We start from the raw sequence: 26,850 nt of genomic DNA, 5'->3' as shown, positions 1-26,850 counted from the left end.
GCCCGGGTCGCGGAAGAGCGGCGCACGCGCGCATGCACGCTGTCGTCACCTCCGCGGCGACCGGGTCGCCGGCACGATCCTGCCGCCGCCAATCCTTTCAGGTGGCGGGGACGACGGCGCCCGGATGGAGGCGTTGGTAGCTCTCGCGGCCGGCGTCAGGGCTGGTGGGGCGGGCGGCGGCGGAGCAGGAGCAGGGTGGCGTCGTCGTCGTTGTCCGGGTCGCGGCAGGTCCGGAACAGCGAGTCGCCCAGGCCGCGCAGGTCCGGGTGGGCGGCCGCCGCGCCGTCGGCCTGGGCGCGCAGCCGCTCGATGCCGACGTCGGGGGCCTCGGTGCGCCGCTCGGTGAGTCCGTCGCTGAACAGGGCCAGCGCGTCCCCGGGCGCGAGACGCACCCGCGCCGTCCACCCGCCAGGAGCATCGACGGCCTCGCCGGCCGTCGCCGGAGGCCTCGTGGCCGCCAGGCCGGGGATCGCGGCGCCCACCGGCGGGGCGATCTCGACCTCGACGACGACCGGCTCCCCCACGGCCGACAGGAGCACCGGCGGCGGGTGACCGGACGAGGCGATCTGCGCGAGCCCGGTCACCGGGTCGGTGACGGCGACGGCGACCGTGGCGATCGCCTCCGGCAGCAGGGCGGCGGCGAGCCGGTCGAGGCGGTCGAGGACGCTGCGGGCGGGCCGCGGGTCGGCGGGGTCGACGTCGACGACGTAGGCACGCAGGGCGTTGCGCAGCTGCGCCATCGTGCCGGCGGCGGCGACGCCGTGGCCGGCGACGTCGCCGACGATGAGGGCCACCCGCCCGTCGGGCATCGGGACGGCGTCGTACCAGTCGCCGCCGACCCGCCCGGCCGCCGCCGGGTCGTACCACGCCTCGATCTCGAAGCCGGGAATCGGCGGGAGGCGCTCGGGCAGCAGGCTCTCCTGCATCAGCCGGGCGAGGTCGGCGCCGCGCCGAGCCCCCGGGTAGACCAGCCGCAGCAGGTGCTGGCGCAGCTCGGCGGCGATCGCGAGGTCGTGGGCCGACCAGGGACGGGCGCGGTCGCGGACGACCTCGCGCCAGCGGTCGAACGACCGGCGCGGGCTGAGCCGCACCCCGGCGCCCTCCCGGGCGTTGAGCTCCTTGTTGCGCGGGTCGCCGCCCCAGTCGACGGTGCGGACGGTCTCCGGCCGGAACCAGGCGACACCCTCGTCCCCGGAGAGCCGGAAGGCGAGGATGCCGCAGGCCACGTCGCGGTGTTCGGCCATGTGGGGGGCATCGCGGGGCAGCGCGTCGCAGGCGAGGATGGCGCCCTCGGTGCCCAGGGCGTCGAACGCCGCTCGCTGCGCCTCGCGCGGCGGGACGGCGCCGAACGTGCGGTACTCGCCGTCGATCGCGACGGAGACGCCGCCGCAGTCGATCAGGTCGGCAAGGTTCGGCCCGCCCGAGGTCAGGACGTCGACCAGCAGGGCGCCGCCGCTCTGCGCCTCGACGAGGATCTGGTCGAGCGCCTCGCGGGTTGCCAGCGTCGACTCCAGGGTCTGCTCGTTCTCGCGGCTGACCAGCCGCAGCGAGAACAGGTGGCCGAGGAACTCGGCGGCGGCGCAGATCTCGTAGCCGGGCTCGTGCCGGCCGGAATAGTGATGGCAGGCGATGAGCCCCCACAACCGGCCGTCACGCAGCAGCGAGATGGACATGGACGCGGTGACGCCCATGTTCTGGAGGTATTCGATGTGGATGGGCGAGACGCTGCGCAGCCAGGCGTCGCTCAGGTCGAGCGGCCCACCGGTGACGATGTTCACCGCCGGGACGAGCGGAACCGGCCGGTAGTCCACGTCCGGGATCAGCCGCAGCCACGACCGTTCGTAGAGGGCGCGGGCCTGCGCCGGAATGTCCGTGGCCGGATAGTGCAGCCCGTGAAAGCTGTTCAGGCGGTCGAGTTTCGCCTCCGCGACGACCTCGCCGTTCCAGGNGGCGTCGAACCGGTAGACCATCACCCGGTCGAACCCGGTCAGCCGCCGGACCTCCTCGACCACCACGTCGTAGAGCTCGGTGAGCGAACTGGAGCTGCTCAGCCGCAGCACGGACTGCCGGGTCCGCGCATAGGTGCCGGAATAGGACAGCGGCCGGGTGCTGCGGGCGGCCTGCAGCTCGATGACGACCTGCTCGCCCACCCGGTGCAGCAGGGCGTCGTAGCGGCGCAGGTCGTGACCGTCGCCGACGACGAGGTCGACCGGGCCTGCCCCACGCAGGTCGAACGCGGTCCGCACGACGTCCCGCACGGCCTTCGCCGCCGCGTCGCCGACGAGCTCGCGCAGCGGCCGGCCGATCGTGGCCGCGGCCTCGCGGCCGAGGGTCTCGGCGATGTTGGCGGAGACCTGCACCACGGTGAGGTCGTCGTCCGCGCGGACGGCGAGCAGCACGCCGTGGGGCTGCACGCTGCCCGGGATGTGGATGGGCTCGCGGTCGCAGTTCGTCAGATCCACGGGCTCCGGCGGCGGCATCTCCGGGAACTCGCCGGCGCCGCTCACCGGGCGAATTCCGCCTCGAGGGCGCCGAACAGGGCCGCCGCAACGCCGGTGCAGGCCTCCACCCGCGCCGCCTCGCCGGCCGTCGCGGCGCGGATCGCGTGGCGGACCTGGCTCCAGCGCCGGCCGACCTCGTCGCCGTAGGAGCCGAAGAACGCCGTCGCCCCCGGCGGCACCGCCGTCGTCACGACGTGGCGGACGATGAACCGGCCGCCCAGCGTGGCCCCCTCGAACACGTACAGCACGCCCATCGCCGCCGCGACGCCGTCGACCGCCGGCACCCGGGGGCGAGGCAGCGCGGCGAGGGCCGCCTCGTCGACGCCGAGCAACCGCAGATCATGGCGCAGCAGCGGCACCTTTCGCCGCGACGGCCAGTCGGGCAGCGGCGAGCCGGCGCCGGTCAGCATGTCGTCGAGCCGCGGCTCCAGCGCCTCGTAAAAGCCGTACATCCGCATCAGGACGTCACGATAACGACTGACCGAAAGGTCAGGTGACAGCAGCTCGAGTGCGTTTTCCAGCCGGGTGTGCACCGCGGCCGTGCGCCGCCGCAGCACCGCCATCACGTCGGAGAACGGCGGAACGGAACCGCCGCCGTCGTGCATAGCGATGCTGCCCTTCAGTACTCGTCGCACCCGGATTAGCGCGCTCCGGCGTCACCACACCTACCCTCACCATACCGACGCGGATGTCACCGTCCAGCGGCCTGGCGACAATGCAACGCCCGCGCACCGCGACGCTTTTCCCAGCCTCCTGGCCGCCGCGCCCGACTGGCAGCGGCCCTCGACCGGCCGCGGTGGCCGACCGGCCGTGCGCCAGGCTGATCGCGGCGTCAGCGCAGCTCGTCGGCGGGGGCGCGGGCGGCCTCGGTGTCGCCGGCGGCGCCGCCCGACTCGCGGGCGAACACGTCGGCGGCGCGGCGGTCGGCGGACGTCTGCCCGGCGACCTCGCGCGCGGCCTCGGCGTCGGACAGGCCGGCTCCGGCCGGGCGGGTGTTCTGCTGGTCGGCGGGGCGGACGTGGTCCACGATCGCCGCGCAGAAGGCCTTCAGATCATCCGGGCGTCGGCTGCTGATCAGCATGTTCGCGTCCGTGGCGTCGATGACGACCTCCTCGTCGACCCAGTGGGCGCCGGCGTTGACGAGGTCGGTGCGCACGCTCGGCCAGCTCGTGATCCGCCGCCCGCGCACGACCTCGGCGTCGATGAGCGTCCACGGGCCGTGGCAGATCACCGCGACCGGCCGGCCGGCGTCGAAGAAGGCCCGGGTGAACCGGACGGCGTCGCGATGCGTGCGCAGGAAGTCCGGGTTCGCGACGCCGCCGGGCAGGACCAGGGCGTCGAAGGCGGCGGGGTCGGCCTGGTCGACCGTTTCGTCGACGTCGAAGCGGTCGCCCCGGTCGAGGTGGCGGAACGCCTGGATCTTCCCGGGTGCGGTCGACACGAGGACCGGCTCGCCCCCGGCCTCCCGGACGGCCTCCCAGGGCTCCGTCAACTCCACCTGCTCGACGCCCTCGGGCGCCGTCAGGAACGCGATCCGGGTGCCAGCGAGATCCTTCGTCATCAGCGTGTTCCTCTCTCAGCCGTTCTCGGGTGCTCTCCGCCTGCTCGTCGTCCGCGGCCTGGTCTCGTCCGTGGGCCGCTCCCGGCCCGCGGGCTGCTCTCCGTCCGCGGACCCTCCTGGCAGCCCTGCCCGAGCTCGGCCGGGTTACGCAGGTCCGCCGCACACCGATCCGATGACGACTCTCCGCAACATCTCGACGACAAATGGCGGNGTCACGTCCAGCCACCATCTCCGCCTCATCACGGCCTGCGACACCTCCACTGCTGTCGGAATGACGACTCATCCCGGAGCATCGGCCATTGAAGACGGCCACATANGATTTCCTCCGACCGGGACATATGATCTTGGGCCGCCGGTACGGCGGGTTCTCCAAGGCATGTCCGCCGCATCAGGGAGGCATCCGATAGACCGCAACGAGCTCATCGACCTGACTCGACGGGCGCTCAAAATCGTCACCGACAAGACAACGGACATGACGCCCGAGGAGCGGCGTCAACCGGCGGCCGTGTACACGGAACGGGAACGCTTCGACCAGGAGCGGGAACTCGTCCTGAACTCGCCGCAGCTCGTCGGCTACCGGTCCGAGCTGCCGAACCCGGGAAGCTACTGCACGAAGACCGTCATGGACGTTCCCGTGCTGTTGACCCGCGGGTCGGACGGCATTGTCCGGGCCTTTCAGAATGTGTGCGCCCATCGTCAGGCGCCGGTCGCGCAGGGCTGCGGCGAGGCCGAGCGGTTCGTCTGCCCGTACCACGCGTGGACGTACGACAACCGCGGCTGCTTCACCGGTGGTCCCGGCCGGGAGGGCTTCCCCGCCACGATGGCGGGCGGCGTCCGCCTCACCGAGCTGCCCGCCGCCGAGCATTCCGGTTTCCTGTGGGTGGGCCTGCGCCCGGACGCCGGGCCGCTCGACATCGGCGCCCACCTCGGCGATCTGGGCCCGGAGCTCGAGTCCTGGAACATCGGCAACTGGGCACCGATCGGCGAGAAGACCCTCGATTTCCCGATCAACTGGAAGCTCGCGCTGGACACGTTCGCGGAGAACTATCATTTCGCGACCGTGCACAAGGACACGTTCGCCCTGTTCACCCGGAGCAACTGCGCGCTGTTCGACTCCTACGGCCCGCACCACCGGCTGGTGTTCCCGATGCGCCACATCGGCGATATCGCCGACCAGCCGGAGGAGAGCTGGGAGCCGCTGCACAACTTCGTGGTGATCTACGCGTTGTTCCCGAACATCGTCCTGTCGTGCACCGTGGCCAACGGCGAGGTGTTCCGGGTCTACCCCGGCACCGGACCGGGTCACTCGGTGACCTTCCACCAGAACGCCACCCCGATGGACCTCAGCGACGAGGGGAACCGGAAGGCGGCGGACGAGATCTTCGAGTACGCCCACGCCACCGTCCGCGACGAGGACTACGTCCTGGCCAGCGACATCCAGCGGACCATGGCGACCGGCGTGCGCCCCGAGCTGGTGTTCGGCCGCAACGAGCCCGGCCTGCACCACCGGCACGCCGCCCTCGACGCCGCCCTCGGTGCCGCCGGCCAGTCGATCGCCGAGCCGCTCGGCCGCTGACCCCCACGCGGGCGCCCCGCCCCCGCCCGCATCCCACCCCCGGTCCCGGCCGCGGCGCCACCGCGGACGGGACCGGGACCCCGTCCCGGCCCGTCCCACGCCGATCGAACCCGCGCCGTGGCGGAAGGTCCCTGAATGAGCTGCGATGATCAGGCCGTGAGCTCCTCGCCGCCGCCCGCTCTGCCGGGTCGCGGCTACAAGGCGATCCGGGCCTCAACCTGACGATCACGACGTTCCGCGGTTCCGCGGAACCGCGGAACCGCGCCCGTGAGCACGGGGTTCCGGCGAACCGCGCCATGCCGGCGGGGGTGCTCTTGCGCGGCTGATGCTCGTGGTCGGAGACATGTGGACGTAATGGGGGGGGCCTAACGTGCTCGACGTCGAGGACGCCGGGTGATGAGTCGAGGGATGCCGATGCCGATCCAGGGCGCGGACGATGCGGAGCCGAGCAGGGCCGCCAGGCCGACATCAGCCGCGGAACCGGCCCCCGGAGTCCGGCCGACCGTCGGCGTGGGCGAGGGAATTGTGCCGGTCGTCGACATCTCGGCGTGGACCGGTGCGTGGACCGGTGCTGGGACCGACGCCGGGGCCAACGCCGGAGACAACGGCGGGGCCGATGGTGGTGAGCGGGCGGCCGAGCGGCGGGCGGTGGCGCGGCGGCTGGACGAGGTGTGTCGGACGGTGGGGTTCGCGCAGATCGTCGGGCACGGGGTGCCGGCGGGGCTGATCGCCGACACGTTGGCCGTCACCTCGGAGTTTTTCGAGCTGCCCGTCGAGGAGAAGGCGCGGCTGCTGCCGCCGGGGCCGGAGGTCAACCGGGGCTACGCGCCGTTCGGCAGCGAGGCGCTCGCCTACAGCCTCGGCGCCGAGACGGCGCTGCCGGACATGTTCGAGGCGTTCAACATCGGCGTCGACGCCTGGCCGGCGGGGGACGCCTACTACGAGGCCGAGGCGCACCGGATGTTCGCGCCGAACCTGTGGCCGGCGCGCCCGGAGCGGATGCGGGCGGTGTACGTCGCGTACTTCGACGCGCTCGCCCGGCTGGCCGCCACGCTGATGTCCGCGTTCGCCCAGGCGCTGGACCTGCCCGAGGACTACTTCGCCGGACGCACCGGGCGGGCGCCGAACGTCATGCGGGCCAACCGGTACCTGCGCCAGCCGGGCTCGCCGGACGCGGCGCCGGGCCAGCTGCGGATGGGCGCCCACACGGACTACGGGGCCTGCACGATCCTGCTCGCCGACGACGTGCCGGGCCTGGAGATCCTCGGCCCGGACGGGGCATGGCACGGGGTGCGGCCGGAGCCGGGGGCGTTCATCGTCAACATCGGCGACCTGCTCGCCCGGTGGACGAACGACCGGTGGCGTTCGACGCTGCACCGGGTAGTGCCGCCTCCCGCCGCCGAGCGTGGGCCGGCGCTGCGCCGCTCGATTGCCTTCTTCCACGAGGGCAACCACGACGCGGTCGTCGAGTGCCTGCCGACCTGCGTGTCCGCCGACAACCCGGCGCGCTACCCGGCGGAGACGGTCGCCGACCACCTGATGGCCAAGCTCCTCGGCCCGCGCACGCTGACCTCGTCCGCGGCGACCTCGACCACCACCGACCGCCTCTCCACCTGACCGGCGCCCCCGGGCGGGGGACGGGTCGGCGCTCACCCCGGCGTGATGAACGTCAACACGGTTCGCCGGGCGCGTCGGGAACCTCGTCGGCGACGGGCTGGCGGGGACGCCCGCGGCCAGCGGTTTCCGCTGGGGGGCCGCCGCGGCAGGGCCGCCGGTCCCGGGCGGGCACGACCTTGGGCCCCCGGCGGGTGCCCGGCGGCGGCGTAGCGTTCCCGGTATGGCATCGGTACCCACTGCACCCGTCGTCGCGACCGGTCTCGTCGGAGGCTATTCGGCCGCCCGTCTCAGCGGGCGCCGGGAACTCGCCGGCGTCGTCCTCGCCNTCGCCGGCACGGTCTGCGGGCGCAGCTGGCTGCGCTCGCGCGGTCCCGTGCTGACGGGCGTGCTGCTCGGCACGTACACGGCGGCGTTCGGGGCGGCCCACCCGCTCGCGAAGAAGCTCGGAGCCTGGCCCTCCGTCCTCACCGTCACCGCCGCCGCCACGGNCACGACCTACCTGCTCGCCGACCGTCCCGCCGCCTCTTCCGCTCAGCAGCGGTAGACCCGGGCGGCGTTGGCGGCGAACAGGCCGTCGCGGGCCGGGGCGGCGAGCTCGTCGACNAGCTGCGCGTACGTCCCGTACAGGTCGTCGTAGCTGCCGAACATGCCGTCGACGGGGAAGTTCGACGCGAAGAAGCAGCGGGCCGTACCGAAGACCTCCAGGCTGTGCGCGACCCACGGCCGGAACGACGCGGCGTCGATGCGATGCAGCGTCATCGCCAGCCCGGACAGCTTCAGGTGCACTCGCGGGCCGAGCGCGGCCAGGCGGGCCAGGCCGTCGCGCCACGCCGCGGCGTGCTCCAGGTCCTCCGCCAGCGGCCAGCCGGCGTGCTCGACGACGACGGTGAGGTCCGGGAACGCGGCGAGCGCCGCGGCGGCCGCCCGCATCCCGTCCGGATGGACGACGAGGTCGTAGACCAGGCCGCGGTCCTGGAGCGCGCCGAGCAGGGTGTGCCCGGTGTCCGTGTCGAGGTCGAGACCGGCGCTGGCGCGCACGCCGCGAAAACCCGGGGCGCCCGCCTGGGCGTCGAGCTGCGCCACGATCCCGGCCGCGCCGTCCCGGCCGTCGACCCCGCCGATGATCGCCTGCGGCTGGCCGGTGGCCTTGGCGAGGCGGGCGATCTCGGCGGTCTCGCCCACGAAGTGCTCGGGCGCGGCGGTGACGTGCACGTACGCCTCGACGTTCCAGTGGCCCGCCTCGGCGAGGTACGTCGGCTGGTCGAACGGGCGGCGCATTCGGTCGGCAGCGGGCATGCCGACGGCGGCGAGCGAGGTGTCGGCGGCGGCGAGGAACGGGTACCAGTCGGTGCGCGCCGGATCCCAGTGGTGGACGTGGGCGTCGACGACCCGTTGCGGATGTTCCACAGCAGCCTCCCGGGGACGGAGCCGATCAGCCGAACGGTGCACGGGGCCGATCAGCCGAACGGTGCACGGGGCGATCAGCCGAACGGTGCGAGGGCGTCGCGTAGCACGTCGTCGGTCCAGGGGCCGAGCTCGGCCCCGGCCAGCGACGCGGTGACGGCCGGCGCCGGGTGTGCGCGCAGGCCCAGCCAGCCGGGCCGGACGACGAGTTCGGCGCCGGCCAGCGCCGCCGTGTCCGGCGCAGCGACGAGGCTCGCCACCAGCTCGACGAGCCCGACGCGGTCGGCCGGGTGTGGGCTCTCCGCGCTGACCGCGAACTCCAGCAGCCCGGGGTTGGACGCGGTCGGGATGATCGGGGTGTCGTTGACGGAGCGGGCGAGCTGGGTGACGGCCTGGGCGGCGCTGCGGCCGCCGGGGCTCAGCGCGGGCACGACGTGCACGACGCGCAGCGCCCGTCCGGTCGCCGCCACGTGCCGCGCGGCGGCGCGGGACCACGCGGCATGCCCGAGGATCGTCGCCGCCGTCCCCGCGTGGCTGGCGAGGATCGCACGCCAGTCCCCGCCCGATTCCCCGCCGGGGCTGGTCGCGTCGGCGCCGTGGATGACCACCACGGCGCCGAGCCCGGCGGCGGTGGTCGCCGCGGCCCGGCCCAGGCCCTGCTCGGCGGCGGCGAAGCCGGTGGCCGCGTCGTCGGTCCCGGTGACGCCGACCGGCGCCGCGGCGGTGGTGTAGCCCCACGGGGCGAGTGCGGCGGCGAGCTGGTCGGCGAGCGCGCGATCATCGCCCACGACGAGGCACGCCCGCACGCCCGGTTCCGCGGAACCGCTCGGCCCCGCCGAACCGGGGGGTACGGCGGCGAGGGGTGCGGAGCGCGGGTTCGAGCCGCCGGTCGAGCGCTGCTGCGCGTGGGCCGGCGCCAGCACCGGGCGCGCGAGCGCGCCCAGGGCGGCGGCAGCGCCCGCACCGCCCGTCGCCACCGCCTCGACCAGCCGCGGCGGCGCGATCAGGGACAGCTCGGAACCGGCGGAGAACAGCACCCGCCCGCGGCACCAGCCGAACTCCTCGCTCGCCAGCCGGGCGGCGGCGGGGGCCATGTGCTCCGGCTGCGGCATCGCGGACAGGTCGAGGCCGCGCGGATCGGCGCCGGCGGCGACGAGACCCTCGGTCACCATCCGGGTCGCGGCGATGGGCGACAGCGCGTTCACCGCGACCCCNGCGGGCAGGACCGGGCCGAGCTGCCAGGTCAGGGCGGCGACGGCCCGCTTGGCGCTGCCGTAGGCCGGGCCGTCGACCGAGGTTCGCGCCAGCCCGACGCCGGAGGTGACGCCGACGATCCGGCCGTACCCGGCGGCCGTCATCCGCGGCAGCGCGGCGGCGAGCAGGGTGAGATACCCGCCGAGGTGCACGCCGAGCAGCGCCGCCCAGTCGTCCGCGGCGACCTCGGCGGCGGCGTCGCCGATGCGGGGGAAGCGCACGATCCCGGCCGCGTTGACCACGACGTCCAACGAGCCGAACCGGGCGACGGTCTCCGCCACGAGCCCGCGCACGGCGTCGGCGTCCGTGACGGAGATCGGCGCGGCGACGGCCCGGCCGCCCGCAGCCTCGATGCGCCGCACGGTCCGCTCGGCGCTGCGCTCCCCCAGCGGCTCGCCGCGCAGGCCGTCGCCGCTGTCCAGCACGACGACGATGGCGCCGCGCCGGGCGAGCTCCACCGACACCTCCGCGCCGATGCCGCCCCCGCCACCCGTCACGATCGCCACGCGGTCCCGCACCCGACCGACCTCCCATCCGCTCCGACAGGTGACGCCGCTCACACGCTATGTGCGCGACGATTTGTCGTCAACGTGGNGGGCTGCCCCCGCCGGCGCCCACACTCGTGCCAGCACCAACCGGCTCCCGCAGGCCGACCCAGAGGCTGTCGCGGGCCCGCGTGAGGGCGACGTAGAGCTGGCGGCGTTCCAGCACGGCGCGTTCGCGGTAGGCGTCGTCCGACTCGGTCGCGCGCCGCGGGCGCGGGAAGCGGTTGCGGTCCGGGATGTACACGCGGGCGAAGTCCAGGCCCTTGGCCCGGTGATAAGTGCCCACCTTGACCGCGTTGGACGTCGTCCCGTCGTACTCGAGCAGCGACACCGCCGGGATGCCGGCCCGGGTCAGGAGGCGCTGCCAGCTGGCGACCGCGTCGTTGGTCGAGGTGAGCAGGGCCATGTCGCCGTAGCGGACCCCGCGGCCGTCGTGGGCGTCGACCAGATCCGCGCGCAGCGCCGACACCTGCTCGGCCTGGCCGGTGACGGCGACCTCGTCGACCTCGCCGCCGGGACGGTCGATCTCGACGTGACGCCGGCCGCGTTCACCGGCGACGTCGAGGTCGTCGAAGCTGTCGCCGGCGACGACCTGCTGGGCGTAGCGCAGAATCGCCTCGCGGTTGCGGTAGTTGCGGGCGAGCACGGTGGACCGCCCGACGACGGACACGCCGGCCTCCGCCAGCGTGAACCCGCCGGGGTAGACCGACTGCTGCCCGTCCCCGACGACCAGCAGGCCGTCCTGCCGGTCACCGACGAGGGCGTGCAGGAACTGCAGGCCGACGCAGGTCAGGTCCTGCACCTCGTCGACGATGACGGCGTCGAACTCGTCGCCGGCGTGCTCCCTCGCCAGGTCGCGGGCCAGCAGCAGCACGTCGCCGCGGTCGAGGACCCCGCGGGCCGTCCGCAGCCGCTCGTAGTGCTCGTACAGCTCCCAGACGGCGCGCCGGTGCGTCGGCTGCAGCGGCATGCTGCGCCCGACCCGGGCAAGCTCGGCGTACTGCTCGAAACCGGTCAGGCCCCGGCCCTTGATGACGGTGGCGATCTCGTCGCGCCAGTATCCCGGTTCCACCCCGCAACGGCCCAGGACCGACGCAAGCCCGACGCGCCCCCACGCCAGCCAGAAGCAGTTCTCGGCGATCCCCCGCTGGTAGCGGGTGCGCGCGCCCCGCTGTTCGAGATGGCGAACGGCGAGCGCGTCGACCGAGGTGAACTCGATCCGGTTGACGTGCTCCGGGGCCATCCGGGCCAGCAACGCCCGGTTCACCGGCCCGAGGGTGCGGACCAACGAGGTGACCAGCACCCGGTCGCCGCGGGCGGCCAGGTACTTGGCCCGGTGCAGCGCGACGACGGTCTTGCCGGTGCCCGCCGCGCCGCGGATGCGCGCCGGCCCGGACGAGCGGCGGCAGACCAGCCGGGCCTGCATCGGATGCAGCCAGGTCATCCACGTCTCGATCGGCTCGCGAGCCGCGGCGTCGACGAGCTCCCGCCACAGCTCGTCGCGGCTGAACAGCCCGTCCACCTCCGGTGCCCGCCCGGCCGGTGGTGCCGGCACGCCGGACAGTGCCGGCGCAGCGGGAGGTGGCGGCGCAGCGGAAGGTGGCGGCGCGGCGGGCAGTGGCGGCGCAGCGGACGGTGGCGGGGGCGTGCGGGTGGCTCGCGACGGGCGCACTCGGCGGGGCAGGTCGGTCGGGGAGGCGGCCACGGCGGCGTCCTGCATCGGCGGGCACGCCTCGTCCAGGCAGGCCAGCACGCGTTCCACGACGGCGGGTTCCAGCCGCAGGCCGCGCCGCACCAGGTCACGGGTGAGATCGAGCTCGCCGGTGACCTGCACCCGGTCGAGCTGCTCGGTGCCCCGCCGTCCCACGAGGACCAGCAGGGGCACCACCTCGGTCGGCGGCAGGCCCGCGTCCGCCAGCACCTGCTCGACCGCCGCCGTCTGATCGGTCAGCTTGCGCAGTTCGTCCTCGGCGTTCTCGTCGCCCCGCCACAACCGGCCGTGCTCGACTCTGACCTCGCGCCAGTTCTTCACGTCCACCACGAAGACGCCGCCCGGGCCGACCACCAGCACGTCGATGTTGGCGCGGCGGGTGCCGGGCCACCGCCGGTCGGGCAGCACCCGCCACCCGGCGTCGTCCATCCCGACGAGCACCCGGACGACGTCGCGTTCTCCTCGCGCCCCCGCCTCCCAGGCCCGGCGGCTGCGGCGCAGCTCGCGGAGCAGGTCGGTCAGGTGCTGGATCTGCCGCTGGACTCCGTCGATCTCCAGGCCGATCAGGACGGCCTGGCCGAACGCCGACGGCTCGATCTGGGCCTCGACCTCGACCTGGGCCTCGACCTCGACCTGGGCCTCGACCTTGGCCTGAACCTCGACCTGAGCCTGAGCTGCGGCCGNCACGCCCGACCGACCTGGCGACATGTCATCTCCTCCCCACCGAGAGTCACCAGGAATGCTATGCCTATATCGGTCCTTTAGCGATGTTTGCCGTCGATGGCGTCCTGTAGCTGCCAACCTCCCGTGACTGCCGGCGCCCCGGTCAGGGGCCGGCCTGGACGTCCGCGGTCAGGTCGCCCAACAGCTCGCCGAGACGTTCCCAGGCGGCCTGCGCGGCCACGGTGTTCGCGCCGGTCGGCGGCCCCGCGGCAAGCAACTGGACGGTCTTCACNGCCGCGTACAGGTACAGCGGGCGGGCCCGCCAGACGGTGAGCTGCGGATACGTCTCGTCCAGTGCGCGGTGCACAGTCCGCCGCAGGGGGACGTCGGGGGTTCGGCGGGCGAGATCCATCCGGTGCAGGATGGTCACGGCCGCGTCGATCTCGTCGGGGTCCGGGCNCCAGGCGCCGGCCCGCAGCGCGGCCTCGGCCTCGGCCAGCGCCTCGGCGGCGGCCACCGCCGGATCGCCGCCACCGTAGGGCACGGGCGGCGGGGCCCAGTCGTCGTCATCATCGGTCACCCGACCACGGTCCCTCACCGACACGGTTCTGAGCCAGAGAGTGAGGAGGACCATAAAGGAAAAAAATAGACTTACGTTAGCGGTTCGGGCGACCGGCCGCCCCATCAGCCCCGACCCGATCCTCTGAGGCGCGCCAGGGTCGGCCGCGATCGCTGCTGCAGATGCCGACGGATCGCCACGGCGAGACCGTCACTTGTTTCCCGGAGAGGAGTGATCAGAAAAATACTTCTCGTCGCCAGTCCTCGACAGGCCACATCTGACTTAGCGCTCTGTCGCGAAGTCATCTTCGCGAAACCTTCGACACCACGGCTAATCAGTCACCCGCGCCGGCACCTAGCCCCTGCCGCCGGAGACCCACGCCAGACTTCCCTCCTGCCGTCAGAAATCTTCTTCCCAGCAATCAGGATCGCCGCCAACCGGAGCTCGGGTCGACGGCGACGGGTCACGACAGGGGCGGCTACATCGCAGCAGAGGAGGCGGACTACGCTCCTTTCCCATGTCGCTACCACAAGCGGCCATCCAGCCGCCGCTCGCACTTGGCGAGGCACTCCTGCTAACCCCCGTCGGCCCGGCGCTGGAGAAGGTGCGCAATAGCGGATGCCGGGGCAGTCGGACCGAAGAAGACTGGGATGCGCCAGCCCCTCGCAGCATGACGCGGTTCGACGGCGGCTGCGACGCCCGGCTCTTCGCGGCCCGACGGACGATGCGGTGCAAAGCCACAGACGCCAGGCCCCGTCCTGGACGTCCGACCTCAGGATGGAGAGGTAGAGCAGGATGACCACCGACCTACAGTTTCAGCCGCCAGACCCCGACTTCACGATCAGCGATGCGCCCGAAACCATGATCAAAGTCGTCACGCCGGCACTAGCGGCCTACTGGCTAGGCGAGCGGAACATCCACAACCGCACCGCCAGCTCGTACCGACAGGCCGGATACTCCAGCGAGATGATCCGAGGCGAGTGGAAGTTNAACGGCGACCCGCTGAGATTTGATGTGAACGGCGTGCTACTGGACGGGCAACACCGACTCCAGGCAATCGCCCGCTCGGGCGTCGCTCTGCCCTACGTCATAGTCGTCGGCCTGGCGCCCGAAGCCCAGGAAACCATGGACCTGGGTGCGAAACGGACCATCGGCAACATCCTCCAGCTCCAGGGAGTGGGAGATCCCAACAACATTGCCGCAACAGCCCAGCTCTGCTGGGGTTACACCAACAACACGCTGGGGCGACGTACCACTACACTACGGCGCGGAACTCCTGCTCAGGTCTCCGCGTTCGTCGACGACCACGGCGAGAGCCTGCACACGGCCGTCAAACAGGCACGAGCGCTCAAGCGCACCCTGCCTGTGACCATCTCCACTGCCNCCGCGGCATACTGGATCATCGCTCGGGCGGCACCAGAGTCGGCCGCTCGTTTCTGGGGGCCGCTGTTGGACGGCGNGAACCTGACCCCCGGAAGCTCGATCCTGGCCCTGCGCGAGCGCCTCTACCGCGAGGCGGCCCAGCAGCGGAAAGCCGAGACGCGCCAGATTCTCGCGGCGTTCATCAAGGCCTGGAACGCGTTCGTCGAGGACAGGTCGGTCAAGCTCCTGATGTGGAAGGACAACGAGGCGTACCCGCGCGCGTCCCGCCCGCTGGAGGGCTGACCGCGGCCGTAGGCCGCCTCGCGGAGGCGCCGGGGTCGAGGGCTACTCCCCCCTGCCCTCGGCTGTGAACGCCCGCGATGCCCGATGAGATGATCGGCGCCATGCGACCGAGCCGGCGAGCCCTGGTGATCGCGGCACCGGTCGCGGCGGCCGGTGCCGTCGCCGTCGGGTTCGCCGCCGGCGGGCTTGCCGCCGGCGCCGTCGGCCGATCCTCCCCCGCGGACGGACCTGCCGCGGCAGGCTGGACGCCGCCCCCCGCCGACCCGCGTGCCGGCGGCGAGAGCGCGGCACCCGGCGCGGCATCACCGGTCGTGGCGTCACCGGCCGCGGCGTCGTCGGAGCCGGCCATCGGTCCGGCCGTGGTGACCACCACGACGTTCAGCAGTGCGGCCCGGCGGCGGCCGGTCACGATGGTCACCGTCACTCCNGCAGGCGGCGGGCGTGGCCTGCCCGTGTGCCTCGTGCTGCACGGCCGGGGTGATGACGCGCGCCGCGCCGTCGGCCTGCTGGGCCTCGACCACNTGTTGCCGGCCGCGATCGGCGCGGGCGTGGCGCCGTTCGCCCTGGTGACCGTGGACGGCGGCGAGACCTACTGGCACCGGCGGGCCACCGGCGACGACCCGGAGGCGATGATCCTCGACGAGATCCGGCCCCGGCTGGCCGCAGCGGGCTTGCGCACCGTCCGGCTGGCGGCGCTGGGCTGGTCGATGGGCGGTTACGGCGCGCTGCTGCTGGCCCGGCGCCATCCCGACCTCGTGGTCGCGGCGGCGGCGAGCAGCCCGGCGATGTGGCGCAGCTACGGCGCCAGCGCCCCCGGCGCGTTTGACTCCGCCGCCGACTTCGCCGCGCACCGGATCCTGGGAACCGCGCCGGCGCCGGGGGTGGCGTACCGGATCGACTGCGGCGACGCCGACCCGTTCGCCGCCGTCTCCCGGCAGGCCGTCGCGGACCTGCGCCCGCAGGAACACAGCCTGGGCCCCGGCGGGCACACCCCGGCCTACTGGCGCTCGGTCGCCCCGGCCCAGCTCGCCTTCGTCGGCGCCGCCCTGCACCGCTCCGCCTGAACCCGCACGCTGGCCACCAGAAGGCACAATGATCACTCCGCTTGGTGCGCTGCCCTACGAGATCTCCGCGGGTGACCGCGCGGATCCAGAGGTCTACGACCGAGAGGGCCACCTCGTCGGCCGCGGCGTGTTGGAACCGGAGGTGCTGCGCAGGCTGCGAACGCCGTTGATCGAGGCACTGGTGGCGGACGGACACGTGGCGGTCGTCGAAGGNGAGAAGGACCGGTTCGCCTGGTGCGGGGACGCGTCGAGCTTCGATCGGCGTCTCGATCGGTATCGCGACGGATTGACGGCCGCCTGTGAGGAGCTGGTGGTGGCCACGGGCATCGCCAGCAGGGCAGTCGAGGCGATGTGGGGACGCCGACCGGCGATCTGGCGGTTCACGAGAGTCTTCGTCATGGTGCCGGGCGACCCCGATCGCGTGCATCGCGACGGCTGGTACATGCTCGGCGCGGGCGCGCCCGACGAGCATCTCAACCTGTGGATACCGCTGACTCGTGCGGACGAGGGCGACGGCACGCTTGCCCTTGCGGTTGGAACGCACCGCATGGCAGATCAACCCGCGGAGGTGGCCGTGGCCCATCCGATGCACAGCGAGGTCCTCGTCAACACGGGAAACCCGCCGCCGGCGGAGGTGCTCGCGCCGCTGTGGCGCACGACGACCTTCGAACTCGGCGACGCCGTGGCCTTCCGCCCCGACAGCGTGCACTCCGCGTCGGCCAACACGGGTCAGAATCTTCGTATCGCGATCGGCCTGCATGCCCAGGACGCCCGACTGCCATTGTCACCCAGGGCCGGGCTGACCCTCGACCCCGGGCGTGATCTGATCGCCGTCGAGTGGCTCACGCTGGCCGTCCTCGCTGTCCAGCCGAGCACGCCGTGGCTGGCTCGCCAGGCGTTCCTTCCCCGCGGGATCATCGGTCGGCTGTGGACCCAGCAACTCGACGAGTTGACCCTGANCGCGTTCCCGGTCCTCGAGAGGCNAGGTCTGATCGAGCCACACGAGATCCAGCCCCAGGCAGACGAGGTCAATCATCGGTACTTCCACGCCACCGCGCGGGGTTGTTCCGAGGTCAGGCAGTGGCTGGTGGGTTCAGGTCCGGTCGACGATCATCTGCGTGCGGTCAGGCTGTTGTTCGCCGAATGGCTCGGCATCGGCGGGTCGTCCTTGTTGACGAACCAAGGTGGCTGGTTGTCAGGGCCCGGGAGCTGGTAGCCGGCGCCGCGAGGACGGGGCGAGCGGCGGGCCGCGTGAGCCGGTGGGCACGCGGCCTGCCCGAGCGGGCCGTCCAGGCGCTCCCGGTCTGGCCGGGAACCGTGGGACGACCGGCCCGTGAGAGCCGCCTGGCTACCCGATCGCCTGGACCTTGGCGGCCTGCAGGCCCTTCTGGCCCTGCTCGATGTCGAAGCTGACGCGCTGCCCCTCGTCGAGGGACTTGAAGCCCTCACTCACAATCGAGGAGAAATGGACGAAGACGTCGCCGCCCCCACCGTCCACCGAGATGAAACCGAAGCCCTTTTCGGCGTTGAACCACTTCACGGTTCCTGCTGACACAGTCGCTCCTCACTGTTCCTGCCGCGGCGCATCCACACGACGCGCCNCATATCTCCGCCGACCGGATCCGCTCCGGTCGATGGATCGTGCCATCCTGAAGGTGACCGGCGACACCAAGAAGAGCAACGTGGGCAAGCGTACCCGCATGCGGCGCGTACGCCGAGCGGTACCGACCCTCCGCGGTGCCGTGCACGCCCGTCCGTGGTGCCCGGCGCGGGCGGGGCAGGGCAACCCTGGGCGGCGCCGGGGCGTGCGCCGAGGCGGCGCCGGGGCGTGCCGTTGTCGCATAGCATGGCGCTATGGCGGTAGACGATCTGTGGACGACCGCCGATATCGCTCGTCGGCTGTCGATTTCGGCACATCGCGCCCGTGGGCTGTGCGCCCGTGACGATTTCCCCTCCCCCATCCACTCCGTGGGCCACTTTGTCCTGTGGCGGGCGCGTGACGTCGAGGCCTGGCTGACCGAGGGCCGTCCTGATCTCTGACGGTCCCGGCCGCGCCGCCGGAGTCCGTCGGCGCGGGTCGCGTACCACCGGGGGCGGCACGTGCCGGGTGGGCGGCAGGTGCTGGTGGGGCGGCAGGTGCTGGTGGGGCGACGCATACTCGGCGGGCGGCACATGCTGGGAGAGATAGCCTTCGGGCTGCTCGGCGTCGCGCTCGTGGTGACGGCCGCCCTCACGGCACGCCGGTTCGGCCTGCCGGCGCCCGTGCTGCTGGTCGTCGCGAGCGCGGTCTACGCGCTGCTGCCCGGGCCCACCGTGCGGCTCGAACCGGACCTCGTCCTCGCACTGATCATTCCACCGCTGCTCTACTCCGCCGCCCTGAGCTCAAGCCTGGTGGAGATCCGCGCGAACCTGCGCGCGGTGGTGTCGCTGTCCGTTCTGCTCGTCGTCGTCACCGCGGTCGTGATCGGGGCGGCTCTCGTCGCCGTGGTGCCCGGCCTGTCGTTCGCCGCCGCCTGCGCCCTCGGGGCGGCGCTGGCGCCGCCCGACGCGGTGTCGGCCCTGTCGATCGGACGCCGCGTCGGCCTGCCGGACCGGCTGCGCACCGTCATCGAGGGCGAGAGCCTCTTCAACGACGCGACGGCCCTGACCCTGTACACGGTGGCGGTGGCCGCGGTCGTCGACGGACGGTTCGACGTCCCGTTGGTCGCCGGCCGTTTCCTGCTCGCAGTCGTCGGNGGGCTCGCCGTCGGCCTCGCCGTGTCCTGGTTGATCGGCCAGCTCCGGNGGCGCATCGAGGATCCGGTGACCGAGACGACCGTCTCCCTGGCGACGCCCTTCGCCGCCTACGTGCCGGCGGAGGAGCTGCACGCCTCCGGGGTCCTCGCGGTGGTGACCGCCGGGCTGATCCTCGGTTCCCAGTCCCGCAGCCTGCTCTCCGGGCCCGCGCGGCTGCATGCGCGCGCGGTGTGGCGGCTCGTGGACCTCCTGCTGGAAGGCTTCGTCTTCCTGCTCATCGGCCAGCAGCTCGCGGCGGTCATCCCGGCGATCGGTGACTACCCGCGCTCGACCGTCGCGGCCGCGACGGCGGTGACGGTCGGCGCGGTCGTGCTGGTCCGGCCACTGTGGCTGCTGCTGCCCACGATCCTGCCGAGCCACGAGCCAGCGCCGACCCACGAGCCCCCGCCGACGCCCGCAGCGCCGGCGGCGCCCGCAGCGCCGACGGCCCCCGAGACGCCGCTGACGCGCCTGCGCCTGCTGTCCCCCCATCCGTACCTCTCGACCCGCGAGCTGGTGGCGCTGTCCTGGTCCGGGATGCGGGGAGTGATCTCCCTCGCCGCGGTCTTCGCGCTCCCGCTGTCCATCGACGGGACCGGCTTCCCGCATCGGGACCTGCTGGTGTTCTGCGCCTACGTCGCGGTGCTGGTGACGCTCGTCGGGCAGGGGCTGACCTTCGGACCGGTCCTGCACCGGCTGGGGGTGCGGCCCGACATCGACGAGGGCCGGCGGCAGCGTGCCCGGGCCCGGGTCGCGGCGGCCGACGCCGGCCTGCGGACCCTGGCCGTCCTCCATGATCGCGGCCAGCTTCCCGACGATCTCATCCTCCGGCTGCGCACGGTCGCCGAGGAGCGCAAGCGGCGCAGTGAGGACAGCCTGCGTGCGCTGAAACGCGCCGACGCCGGCCGGCCCCCCACCGCGAGCCTCACGGAGGCGTTCAGCCGGGTTCGCCGCACGATGATCGAGGCCGAACGCGACGAGCTGCAGCTCTGGCGGGACACCGGTCACCTGTCCGACGCCTCTCTGCGCCTGCTCGAGGACGAGCTCGATCACGAGGAGGGCGCGCTACCTCCACCGCAGCCGCCACCCTCCTGACCAGGACCTACCGGTGCAGGGCCAGGACCCGGGCCGACCCGCCCAGCCACGCTGGCCCCTGGCCGGGCGGGTGGGGAGCCGGGGGCGCTCGGCAGTCCGAGCGCGAGGATGGCGATGTCGTCGTGCGGTGCGCCCTCGGCGAAGTCGAGAACCTCGGCCTCGACGGCCGCCGTCAGCCGTGCGGCGGTGACCGGGCCGAGGGCGCCGACCAGGGAACGAAGTCGATCGTCGCCGTACTGCTCGCGGCCGCGGCGCGCCTCGGTGACGCCGTCGGTGTAGAGCAGGAGCATGTCGCCCGGGTCCAGCCGGATCGGGGTGTCCACCAGCTCGGCGTCGTCGAAGAGCCCGAGCACGAGGCCGTGCACGCCGACCGGCCGCACGTCACCGTCGGCGCGGCGCAGCAGGACGGGGGTGTGGCCGGCCGAGCAGAGGGTGAGCCGTCGGCCCGAACGTGCGTTGCGGACGTCCAGATAGGCGGCGGTCAGGAAGCGCTCGCTGTCCGGGCGCTGCGTCAGCAGGGCCGTGTTGAGCTGGCCGAGGATGGCGGCGGGACTGGTGCTNTGGCTCGCTGCCGCCCGGATCGTGTAGTGGGCCAGGGCGGTCACCCGGGCCGCCTCGACGCCCTTGCCGGCGACGTCGCCGAGCACGACGCCCAGGCCGGCCGGTCCGGTGTCGAAGACGTCGAAGAAGTCGCCGAGCACCTGGGAGCCGTCGCCGGCCGGCCGGTACCGGGCCGACAGGTCCAGGCCGGGCACCTCGGGCAGGCGGGGCGGCAGNAGGCTCGCCTGCAGGGTGCGGGCCAGCTCGGTGGCGCGCGCGAGCGTCGCCCGCAGCGCGATCTCGCCGGAGGCCGCCTCGGACAGCGTCTCCAGGATCGTGCGGTCGCGGTCGGTCCACGGACGCGGATGGTCGTCCGCGATGCTGAAGACCCCGACGATCTGGCGGTCCGGGCCGAAGACCGGATGGCCGGCCCACGCCGCCACGCCGAGCGTGGTGGCCATCGGGTTGTCCCGGGTGCGGGCGTCCCCCGCCGTGTCGGACACGGCGAGTGGCGCGGCGGCGTCGATGACCAACGGGCACAACACCGCGGCGAGCGGGCGGCACCGGCCGGTCCGGNCCACCGGATCCACCCCGGCCTGGGACAGCACGCCGGCCTGGGACAGCGCGCCGGCCAGGGTTGTCGCGCCGGCCTGGGACTTGACGAAGGCATGGCGGTCATCGACCACGGTGAGCATCGCCAGCGGGGCGTCCAGCATCATCGCGGCCAGCCTGGTCAGCCGGTCGAACGGCTCCTCCGGGTCGGAGCCGAGCAGGCCACACCCACGGACCGCGGCCAGGCGGACGGGGTCGACCATCCGGGCACCGAGGTCCTGCGTCGGATGGGCCCGNCCCCCCGCCGGCCCGCGTTCCACAGCACCCAGACTAGCCGTGCGTACGCCCCCTTTCCGGCCATCGATGGACGACAGCCCGGCCCCGGGGCGGGCGGCGACTGGCCATCCCCGCGCGGACGTGCATACTGGAGGTGATGACCGAGTCAGCGGTGCCCCGACGTCGCCTACCCAACAGCCCCTTCAAGGTTCCGGCGGTCCCCGCGCAGGAGNGGTTCTCGGTCGGTGACCGCGTCACGCATGACGTGTACGGGCTCGGCCGGGTTATCGGGGTCACTGGAGACACCTCCGTGGATGTTGATTTCGGCTCCCGGCAGGAACGCATCCCGAGCCCCTTCAGCCGGATGTACCGGCTCTGACGACCCGCCCACAGGTTCCATCGGCACGCAGGCTTCGCGCCGCGGCCAACGGCTCCAGGGTGTGGTCGCAATACCGATCGTCGTCCGACGATCCGTCCTCGAAAGCGAGACACCCCCATCGCTACCTCATCGATCCATCCTTTCTCCGCGCAACGGGCGGCCCGGTCGCAGCCGAGGCGTGAGCTTCCGCCGCCGACGACCCGCCCCTTCCGGATCCCGGACTTCGCCCAGCCTGNCGCGGAGGCCAGCGCGCACCCGATCGCGGCCACCCAGGTCGCCAGCCTCGTCTTCCAGGCTCCGCCGGCAGCCCCGGCCGCAGCCTCCCAGGACGTAACCACCCGGGACGTAACCACCCGGGACGCGACCTCCCGGGACGCTGTCTTCCCGTTCGCCGACCAGCCGGCCGCCCCGAACCGGCGCAGGCCCGCGGCCACCCCCGTCCGGCACAACCAGCGGCGTCGTCGCCCCACTCGCTGACCGTCCCACCGCTCAGAACGGCCGCGCCACCGCGAAAGCGGGCCGAGCCACGCCGTGGCCGCCGGGAAGGCGGCCCTCTGCCACATCGACGGCGCCCCGCCCCGGACCAGCGTCCGGAAGGCCGGTTCCTCGGCCGAGCCCGGCATGGGACCGCCGGGCGGGAACCGTCTGTCTCCCCCGGCCCCAGGCTGGTGACTGAGCCCCCGACAGCAGGACCCCTTCGGGCCGACGATCCTTTGGAACGGCCGCCGGACCACGCCGCCCGGCAGGATCCCTCGGTCCGCGACACGGCCACATCACGGCCGCGACCCGGCGACCGGCAGGCACCCAGGTCAGGGTGAGCGGTCGACGGAGCGGATGGCGGCGGTGACGGCCGCCAGTGCGAGCAGACGGACGAGGTCGACGTCGGCCTCGACCCGCCCGGTCGCCGCGGCGACGAACGCGTCGCCGTCGAGGCGGGTGTGCGGCGGAGTGATGGCCCGCGCCAGCCCGTCGTGGGCGCCCTGCGCGACCAGCAGGCAGCTCGTCTTGTCCAGGCGGGCGTTGGTGACCACCACTCCGATCGTGGTGTGGGTCCGCCCGGCCGCAAGATCGAACGGTCGCCACTGCGATTCGGCGGCGTCGAGGGGCACGGGATCGCCGCCGTGGTCGACATCCCCGAATGCGTTGACCACNCACAACGCGGCGACGCTGACCTCGCCGCGGCACCGTTGCGCGTGGCCGAGCCCCCCGGGGCGGCGGTGCTCGGGCCCGCGCCACTGGCTCGCGTACGCCCCCGTGCCGGCGCCGACCCGGCCTCGCAGCACCTGCTCGCCGCCGGTCGCCCGCGCGGCCAGATAGCCGGCGTCGGCGGTCGGCCGGGCGGTGGGCGCTCCGACGGCGAGGTCGAACAGAGCCAGTGCCGGGACGACCGGCACCGGTCCCCCGCTCGTGGGCACGCCGCGGCCACGCTCGGCGTAGTAGCGCATCACCCCGTCGGCGGCGGCCAGACCGAACGCCGACCCGCCGGTGAGCAGCACGGCGTCGATGCTGGCAAGCGCCATCTGCGGCGCCAGCGCGTCGAGCTCGCGCGAGGCCGGTGCCCCGCCGCGCACCTCCGCCGAGGCGACCGTGCCCACCGGCAGCTCCACCACCGTGCACCCGGTGACGCCCACCGGGTCGGTCCAGTGCCCGACCCGCACCCCCTCGACCCCGATCGCCATCGCGCCGAGCCTCGCACGGATCCGTCTCGGGCGACAAATCAGCATCCGGTCCGGCGGACGGGCGCGACCCCGTCGCCGGCCGCCTCGCCAACCGCCACCCGCCACCCGGCGCATGCACCGCCGACCGTCCGGCGGGCGGCGCGGTGCCGGCCTCCCGGACGGTAGCGTCCGGGGCATGAGCAATGTGCTGATCTCCGCGACGGACCTGGTCCGGCTCCTCGACTCCGCGCGGCCCCCGCGGGTGCTCGACGTCCGCTGGCAGCTCGGCGGTCCGCCCGGGCGGGACGGCTACCTGGCCGGGCACATCCCCGGAGCGGTCTTCGTGGACCTCGAGACCGAGCTCGCCGCGCCGCCCGTGNCGGCACAGGGCCGCCATCCGCTGCCGGACGTCGCCGCGCTGCAGCGGGCCGCCCGCGGCTGGGGGCTGTCCACCGGGGACACCGTCGTGGTCTACGACGACTCGGGCGCGATGTCGGCGGCGCGGGCCTGGTGGCTGCTGCGCTGGGCCTCGGTCGAGCCGGTGNTGATCCTCGACGGCGGGCTCGCCGCCTGGACGGCCGCGGGCGGGACGCTGCAGACGGAGCCGGTCCAGCCGCCGCCCGGGGACATCACCCTCGTCCCCGGCGCGCTGCCGACGCTCGACGCCGACGGGGTCGCGGCGCTGGCCCGCGACGGGATCGTGCTCGACGCCCGGGCCGGCGAGCGCTACCGCGGCGAGGTCGAGCCGGTCGACCCGGTCGCCGGGCACATCCCCGGCGCGCACAGCGCCCCGACCGGGGACAACCTGGGCGCCGACGGGACGTTCCGCTCCCCCGCCGAGCTCGCCCGCCGGTTCGCGGCGCTCGGTGTCACCGGCGAGCAGCCCGTCGGGGTGTACTGCGGCTCGGGCGTGACCGCCGCCCACGAGGTCGCGGCGCTGGCCATCGCCGGTCACCCCGCGGCGCTGTACCCGGGCTCCTGGTCCCAGTGGTCGAACCTGCCCGACCGTCCCGTCGCCACCGGCCCCGAGGCCGGCTGAGCGAAAATGGTGCCGCAGGGCGCGTGCCGCAGGACGCAGGAGTGCGCGCCGTCGGATCGTGCCCGCATGACCAGCACATTCTCGAATGCGGGCGCGCCGCACCCGTCAATGCACGGGAAACGTCCCGATGATTGTTAGGCTGATCGTCGTGGATGGGAGCATCGGGCGATGACACTGNTGACACCTGAACTCCGTGACCTGATCTCCAGTGGTCCGCTCGCGCACCTGACGACGATCAATCCGGACGGCAGTCCCCAGGTGAGCGTCATCTGGATCGGGCTGGACGGTGACGACGTCGTCAGCGGTCATCTGGGCCGGCACGTGAAGGTGCGCAATGTGNAGCGCGATCCCCGCGTTGTGNTCTCCTTCGACGCNCCGCGGGTGCCGGGAGCCTTCCTGGCCGAGTACGCCGTCCTGCATGCGACGGCCACCGTCACCGCCGGGGGCGCCCTGGATCTGCTGAACAGCCTGACGAAGGTCTACGTGAACCCGGACGCCGACTTTCCGGGCCCCAGGGGCGACGGGTTCGTCCTGCGCTATTCGATCAACCGTGTCGGTGGCGTCGGTCCCTGGGCGGCGGCGCGCTGAACCTCGGCCGCCGGTATGCCGGCGGTTGTCGAATCTCGCCGACGGCGACGCGCCCCTGGCCGCACCCGCGCTGACGACCCCCGAGCAGTGGCGCGATTATCTGCGCGAGTACAGCGAGACGTATCGGACGACGGCGACGGCCCCTGGGCGGCGGCGCACTGAATCCTCGCCGTGGACGCGCCGCCCGGCCATCGATCAGGCTGGCAATTTCCCGTCGAACATTGTCACGCCGGCCGGCGGTCGGCGCCGCACCCCATCGATAGCGTCGGCACCGACCCCCCATTCCGGGGTCGGGAGACGGGCCAGCCCCGTATTACGCGGTTGACCGCTGAACCAGAGGAGTTGTCGATGACCGATCGCACGGCCGACACGCCCACCCCGCCACGGGCTGCGATGCTGCTGTACCCCGGGCTCACCCTGCTCGATCTGATCGGCCCGCAGACCGCTCTCGCCCCCGTCATGGAGGTGCATCTGGTCTGGCGGACGCTCGACCCGGTCATGTCCGACACCGGCGTCGCGGTGATCCCGACGACGACCCTGGCCGACTGCCCGCCGGACGTCGAGGTCCTGTTCGTCCCCGGCGGGCGGGACCAGGCCGCTGCGGCGGACGAGGACGTCCTCGCCTTCCTCGCCGACCGAGGCTCGCGGGCCCGCTACGTCACCGCCGTCTGCGGAGGCTCGTTGCTCCTCGGCGCCGCCGGACTGCTGCGGGGCTACCGGGCTGCCACCCACTGGGCCGGCCGCGACGTGCTGGCCCTGGTCGGCGCCGAGAACGTCAACGACCGTGTCGTGATCGACCGTAACCGGATCACCGGCGGCGGCGTCACCGCCGGCCTTGACTTCGGCCTCACGCTGCTCGCGCAGATGTTCGGCGACGACGTCGCGAAAATCGCCCAGCTCGCCATGGAATACGACCCGCAGCCGCCCTTCGACTGCGGTTCTCCCGAGAAGGCCGGCCCCGCCCTGACCGAGCTGGTGCGGGCCACCACCCGGCAGACCAACGACGACATGATCCGCGTCCTGACCGACCTCGACAGCCGGGGCTGGGGCCACGGACGGAGCGTCGTCGCCGCCGGTTGACCCGCGGGCCGACCCGGTAGCTCAGGCGAGGGTCCAGATCCGGACGCTGTCCTGGCCGCCGCTGGCCAGGGTGCGGCCGTCCGGGGAGCAGGCCACCGACTCGATGAGCGAGCTGTGGCCCCGCACCGCGGTCCCCTGCGGGCGCGGGGCGTCCGGCCCGGTGAGGTTCCACAGGTTAAGGGCGTCGAAGTCGCGACCGCGGCGAGCGAGCCGTCGGATGTGAAGCACACCGGGCCGTCGCCGGCCATCGGCTGGCCGAACGGGCTCAGGGAGGTCCGGTCGGCGGAGACCCGCCACAGGTGCACCGCGTCATCGGAGCTGCCGGTGGCGAGGACACGGTCGCGCCGGCCAGCCGCTCCCCCGCCGCGGGGCCGGACCGCCCTCGACCGCGCCCCTGGCACCGCCGATTTGACCACGGGCCACGTCCGCGTCAAATTACTCTGAGTAACAATCCGTGACGCTGGGTGGGGAGCTTGTGATGACGGGACCGTCGTTGGACTCGGCGGGCNCGACAGNGGCCACGACGTCATGATCGGCCGTCGGCCGCTTCGTCGCCACCCGGCCGCCCCGGCGGCACCGAAGGGTCGCCCTGACCGGCCGCTGTCAGCGGTCCTGACGACGACCGTGCTGCTGGTGATGATGGCCGTCCTGCCGGGACTGCCGGCCAGGGCGGACAGCGGCTCGGCGCAGACCACCGTCNGCCTCATCGTCCTGGGAACACCGGCGCTGGCTGCCACCAAGCGCGGAA

Annotated in this window: 15 protein-coding genes and 15 pseudogenes; 14 read left to right on the top strand and 16 right to left on the bottom strand. The window is 73.4% G+C overall.

The window, feature by feature from the left end:
• Positions 1-155 precede the first annotated feature (155 nt).
• The 4 genes and pseudogenes from UK94_RS15335 to UK94_RS15325 form a co-directional block, all read right to left on the bottom strand.
• Positions 156-1,948, bottom strand: a pseudogene (locus UK94_RS15335) (SpoIIE family protein phosphatase); the annotation flags it as partial.
• A 1-nt stretch (position 1,949) separates the two neighbouring features.
• Positions 1,950-2,507: pseudogene (locus UK94_RS53170) on the bottom strand (histidine kinase); the annotation flags it as partial.
• The gene (locus UK94_RS15330) at positions 2,504-3,136 is read right to left on the bottom strand and encodes a biliverdin-producing heme oxygenase (protein ID WP_011606422.1); all 633 of its coding nucleotides are present in this window, start codon (positions 3,134-3,136) and stop codon (positions 2,504-2,506) included. The pseudogene UK94_RS53170 and the gene UK94_RS15330, both read right to left, overlap by 4 nt.
• Positions 3,137-3,333: 197 nt before the next feature.
• Entirely contained in the window at positions 3,334-4,062 is a 729-nt protein-coding gene (locus tag UK94_RS15325; protein ID WP_011606423.1) for a type 1 glutamine amidotransferase domain-containing protein, read from the bottom strand.
• Positions 4,063-4,534: 472 nt separating this feature from the next.
• On the opposite strand from UK94_RS15325, the gene UK94_RS15320 reads away from it, so the two are divergent.
• Positions 4,535-5,638, top strand: a complete 1,104-nt coding sequence (locus tag UK94_RS15320; RefSeq protein ID WP_050997228.1) for an SRPBCC family protein — start codon at positions 4,535-4,537, stop codon at positions 5,636-5,638.
• Positions 5,639-6,148: 510 nt separating this feature from the next.
• A complete protein-coding gene (locus tag UK94_RS15315) occupies positions 6,149-7,255 on the top strand; it encodes an isopenicillin N synthase family oxygenase (protein WP_162246908.1) in 1,107 nt (368 codons plus the stop codon).
• Positions 7,256-7,859: 604 nt separating this feature from the next.
• Here the strand turns inward: UK94_RS15315 and UK94_RS15305 are convergent.
• From UK94_RS15305 to UK94_RS15295, 4 genes and pseudogenes are all read right to left on the bottom strand, one after another.
• Positions 7,860-8,662 (bottom strand): amidohydrolase family protein (locus UK94_RS15305; RefSeq protein WP_235488042.1); only part of this gene is annotated, 803 nt, incomplete at its 3' end.
• 74 nt (positions 8,663-8,736) lie between these two features.
• Positions 8,737-9,873: pseudogene (locus UK94_RS15300) on the bottom strand (oxidoreductase); the annotation flags it as partial.
• Between the two features lies 1 nt (position 9,874).
• The coding region (locus UK94_RS53165) for an SDR family NAD(P)-dependent oxidoreductase (RefSeq protein WP_268761386.1) at positions 9,875-10,410 on the bottom strand (536 nt) is incomplete at its 3' end.
• Positions 10,411-10,508: 98 nt separating this feature from the next.
• Positions 10,509-12,598 (bottom strand): 3'-5' exonuclease (locus UK94_RS15295; RefSeq protein WP_235488108.1); only part of this gene is annotated, 2,090 nt, incomplete at its 3' end.
• 2,535 nt (positions 12,599-15,133) lie between these two features.
• Between UK94_RS15295 and UK94_RS53160 the strand changes: the two are divergent.
• The 3 genes and pseudogenes from UK94_RS53160 to UK94_RS53150 all read left to right on the top strand — a co-directional run.
• Positions 15,134-15,483: pseudogene (locus tag UK94_RS53160) on the top strand (hypothetical protein); the annotation flags it as partial.
• Between the two features lies 1 nt (position 15,484).
• Positions 15,485-15,577: pseudogene (locus UK94_RS53155) on the top strand (hypothetical protein); the annotation flags it as partial.
• A 1-nt stretch (position 15,578) separates the two neighbouring features.
• Positions 15,579-16,120: alpha/beta hydrolase-fold protein (locus UK94_RS53150; RefSeq protein WP_235488041.1), on the top strand; the 542-nt coding region annotated here is incomplete at its 5' end.
• A gap of 1,348 nt (positions 16,121-17,468) precedes the next feature.
• Here UK94_RS53150 and UK94_RS15270 read toward each other — a convergent pair.
• Complete coding sequence (locus UK94_RS15270) at positions 17,469-17,675, bottom strand: cold-shock protein (RefSeq protein WP_041939680.1); 207 nt, start codon at positions 17,673-17,675, stop codon at positions 17,469-17,471.
• A gap of 617 nt (positions 17,676-18,292) precedes the next feature.
• On the opposite strand from UK94_RS15270, the pseudogene UK94_RS53140 reads away from it, so the two are divergent.
• The 3 genes and pseudogenes from UK94_RS53140 to UK94_RS53130 all read left to right on the top strand — a co-directional run.
• Positions 18,293-18,855, top strand: a pseudogene (locus UK94_RS53140) (cation:proton antiporter); the annotation flags it as partial.
• Position 18,856: 1 nt separating this feature from the next.
• Positions 18,857-18,904: pseudogene (locus UK94_RS53135) on the top strand (hypothetical protein); the annotation flags it as partial.
• Positions 18,905-18,922: 18 nt separating this feature from the next.
• Positions 18,923-19,990 (top strand): cation:proton antiporter, encoded by a 1,068-nt coding sequence (locus tag UK94_RS53130; RefSeq protein WP_313949515.1) that lies wholly within the window; start codon positions 18,923-18,925, stop codon positions 19,988-19,990.
• Here UK94_RS53130 and UK94_RS53125 read toward each other — a convergent pair.
• From UK94_RS53125 to UK94_RS53100, 6 genes and pseudogenes are all read right to left on the bottom strand, one after another.
• Positions 19,945-20,550, bottom strand: a pseudogene (locus tag UK94_RS53125) (PP2C family protein-serine/threonine phosphatase); the annotation flags it as partial. The gene UK94_RS53130 and the pseudogene UK94_RS53125 sit on opposite strands and share 46 nt — an antisense overlap.
• A gap of 1 nt (position 20,551) precedes the next feature.
• Positions 20,552-20,691: pseudogene (locus UK94_RS73975) on the bottom strand (SpoIIE family protein phosphatase); the annotation flags it as partial.
• 76 nt (positions 20,692-20,767) lie between these two features.
• Positions 20,768-21,106 (bottom strand): annotated as a pseudogene (locus UK94_RS53115) (GAF domain-containing protein); the annotation flags it as partial.
• A gap of 1 nt (position 21,107) precedes the next feature.
• A pseudogene (locus tag UK94_RS73970) lies at positions 21,108-21,345 on the bottom strand (hypothetical protein); the annotation flags it as partial.
• A 1,201-nt stretch (positions 21,346-22,546) separates the two neighbouring features.
• Positions 22,547-22,888 carry a P1 family peptidase gene (locus UK94_RS53105; RefSeq protein ID WP_235488039.1) on the bottom strand — a complete coding sequence of 114 codons (342 nt, stop codon included), beginning with the start codon at positions 22,886-22,888 and terminating at the stop codon, positions 22,547-22,549.
• A 1-nt stretch (position 22,889) separates the two neighbouring features.
• Positions 22,890-23,416: P1 family peptidase (locus UK94_RS53100; protein ID WP_235488036.1), on the bottom strand; the 527-nt coding region annotated here is incomplete at its 3' end.
• 112 nt (positions 23,417-23,528) lie between these two features.
• On the opposite strand from UK94_RS53100, the pseudogene UK94_RS53095 reads away from it, so the two are divergent.
• The 6 genes and pseudogenes from UK94_RS53095 to UK94_RS15235 all read left to right on the top strand — a co-directional run.
• Positions 23,529-23,774 (top strand): annotated as a pseudogene (locus tag UK94_RS53095) (rhodanese-like domain-containing protein); the annotation flags it as partial.
• A 21-nt stretch (positions 23,775-23,795) separates the two neighbouring features.
• A pseudogene (locus UK94_RS53090) lies at positions 23,796-23,939 on the top strand (sulfurtransferase); the annotation flags it as partial.
• Between the two features lie 156 nt (positions 23,940-24,095).
• Positions 24,096-24,434, top strand: a complete 339-nt coding sequence (locus UK94_RS53085) for a rhodanese-like domain-containing protein (RefSeq protein ID WP_313949514.1) — start codon at positions 24,096-24,098, stop codon at positions 24,432-24,434.
• A 178-nt stretch (positions 24,435-24,612) separates the two neighbouring features.
• A pseudogene (locus UK94_RS53080) lies at positions 24,613-24,773 on the top strand (pyridoxamine 5'-phosphate oxidase family protein); the annotation flags it as partial.
• A 36-nt stretch (positions 24,774-24,809) separates the two neighbouring features.
• Positions 24,810-25,022 (top strand): annotated as a pseudogene (locus tag UK94_RS53065) (PPOX class F420-dependent enzyme); the annotation flags it as partial.
• Between the two features lie 348 nt (positions 25,023-25,370).
• Complete coding sequence (locus UK94_RS15235; protein ID WP_011606443.1) at positions 25,371-26,102, top strand: DJ-1/PfpI family protein; 732 nt, start codon at positions 25,371-25,373, stop codon at positions 26,100-26,102.
• A 21-nt stretch (positions 26,103-26,123) separates the two neighbouring features.
• Here UK94_RS15235 and UK94_RS15230 read toward each other — a convergent pair whose 3' ends face one another.
• Positions 26,124-26,330, bottom strand: a complete 207-nt coding sequence (locus tag UK94_RS15230) for a WD40 repeat domain-containing protein (protein WP_011606444.1) — start codon at positions 26,328-26,330, stop codon at positions 26,124-26,126.
• Positions 26,331-26,850 lie beyond the last annotated feature (520 nt).

This window comes from Frankia sp. AvcI1, assembly GCF_001420875.1.
Classification (GTDB): domain Bacteria; phylum Actinomycetota; class Actinomycetes; order Frankiales; family Frankiaceae; genus Frankia; species Frankia alni.
Note: the sequence above shows the minus strand (reverse complement) of the source record. Positions and strands in the feature narration are given on the sequence as shown.

Excerpts from the sequence above, each read along its gene's own strand:
- UK94_RS15325 (WP_011606423.1), bottom strand. The coding sequence starts at position 4,062 with ATGACGAAGGATCTCGCTGGCACCCGGATCGCGTTCCTGACGGCGCCC.
- UK94_RS15320 (WP_050997228.1), top strand. The coding sequence starts at position 4,535 with ATGACGCCCGAGGAGCGGCGTCAACCGGCGGCCGTGTACACGGAACGG.
- UK94_RS15235 (WP_011606443.1), top strand. The coding sequence starts at position 25,371 with ATGACCGATCGCACGGCCGACACGCCCACCCCGCCACGGGCTGCGATG.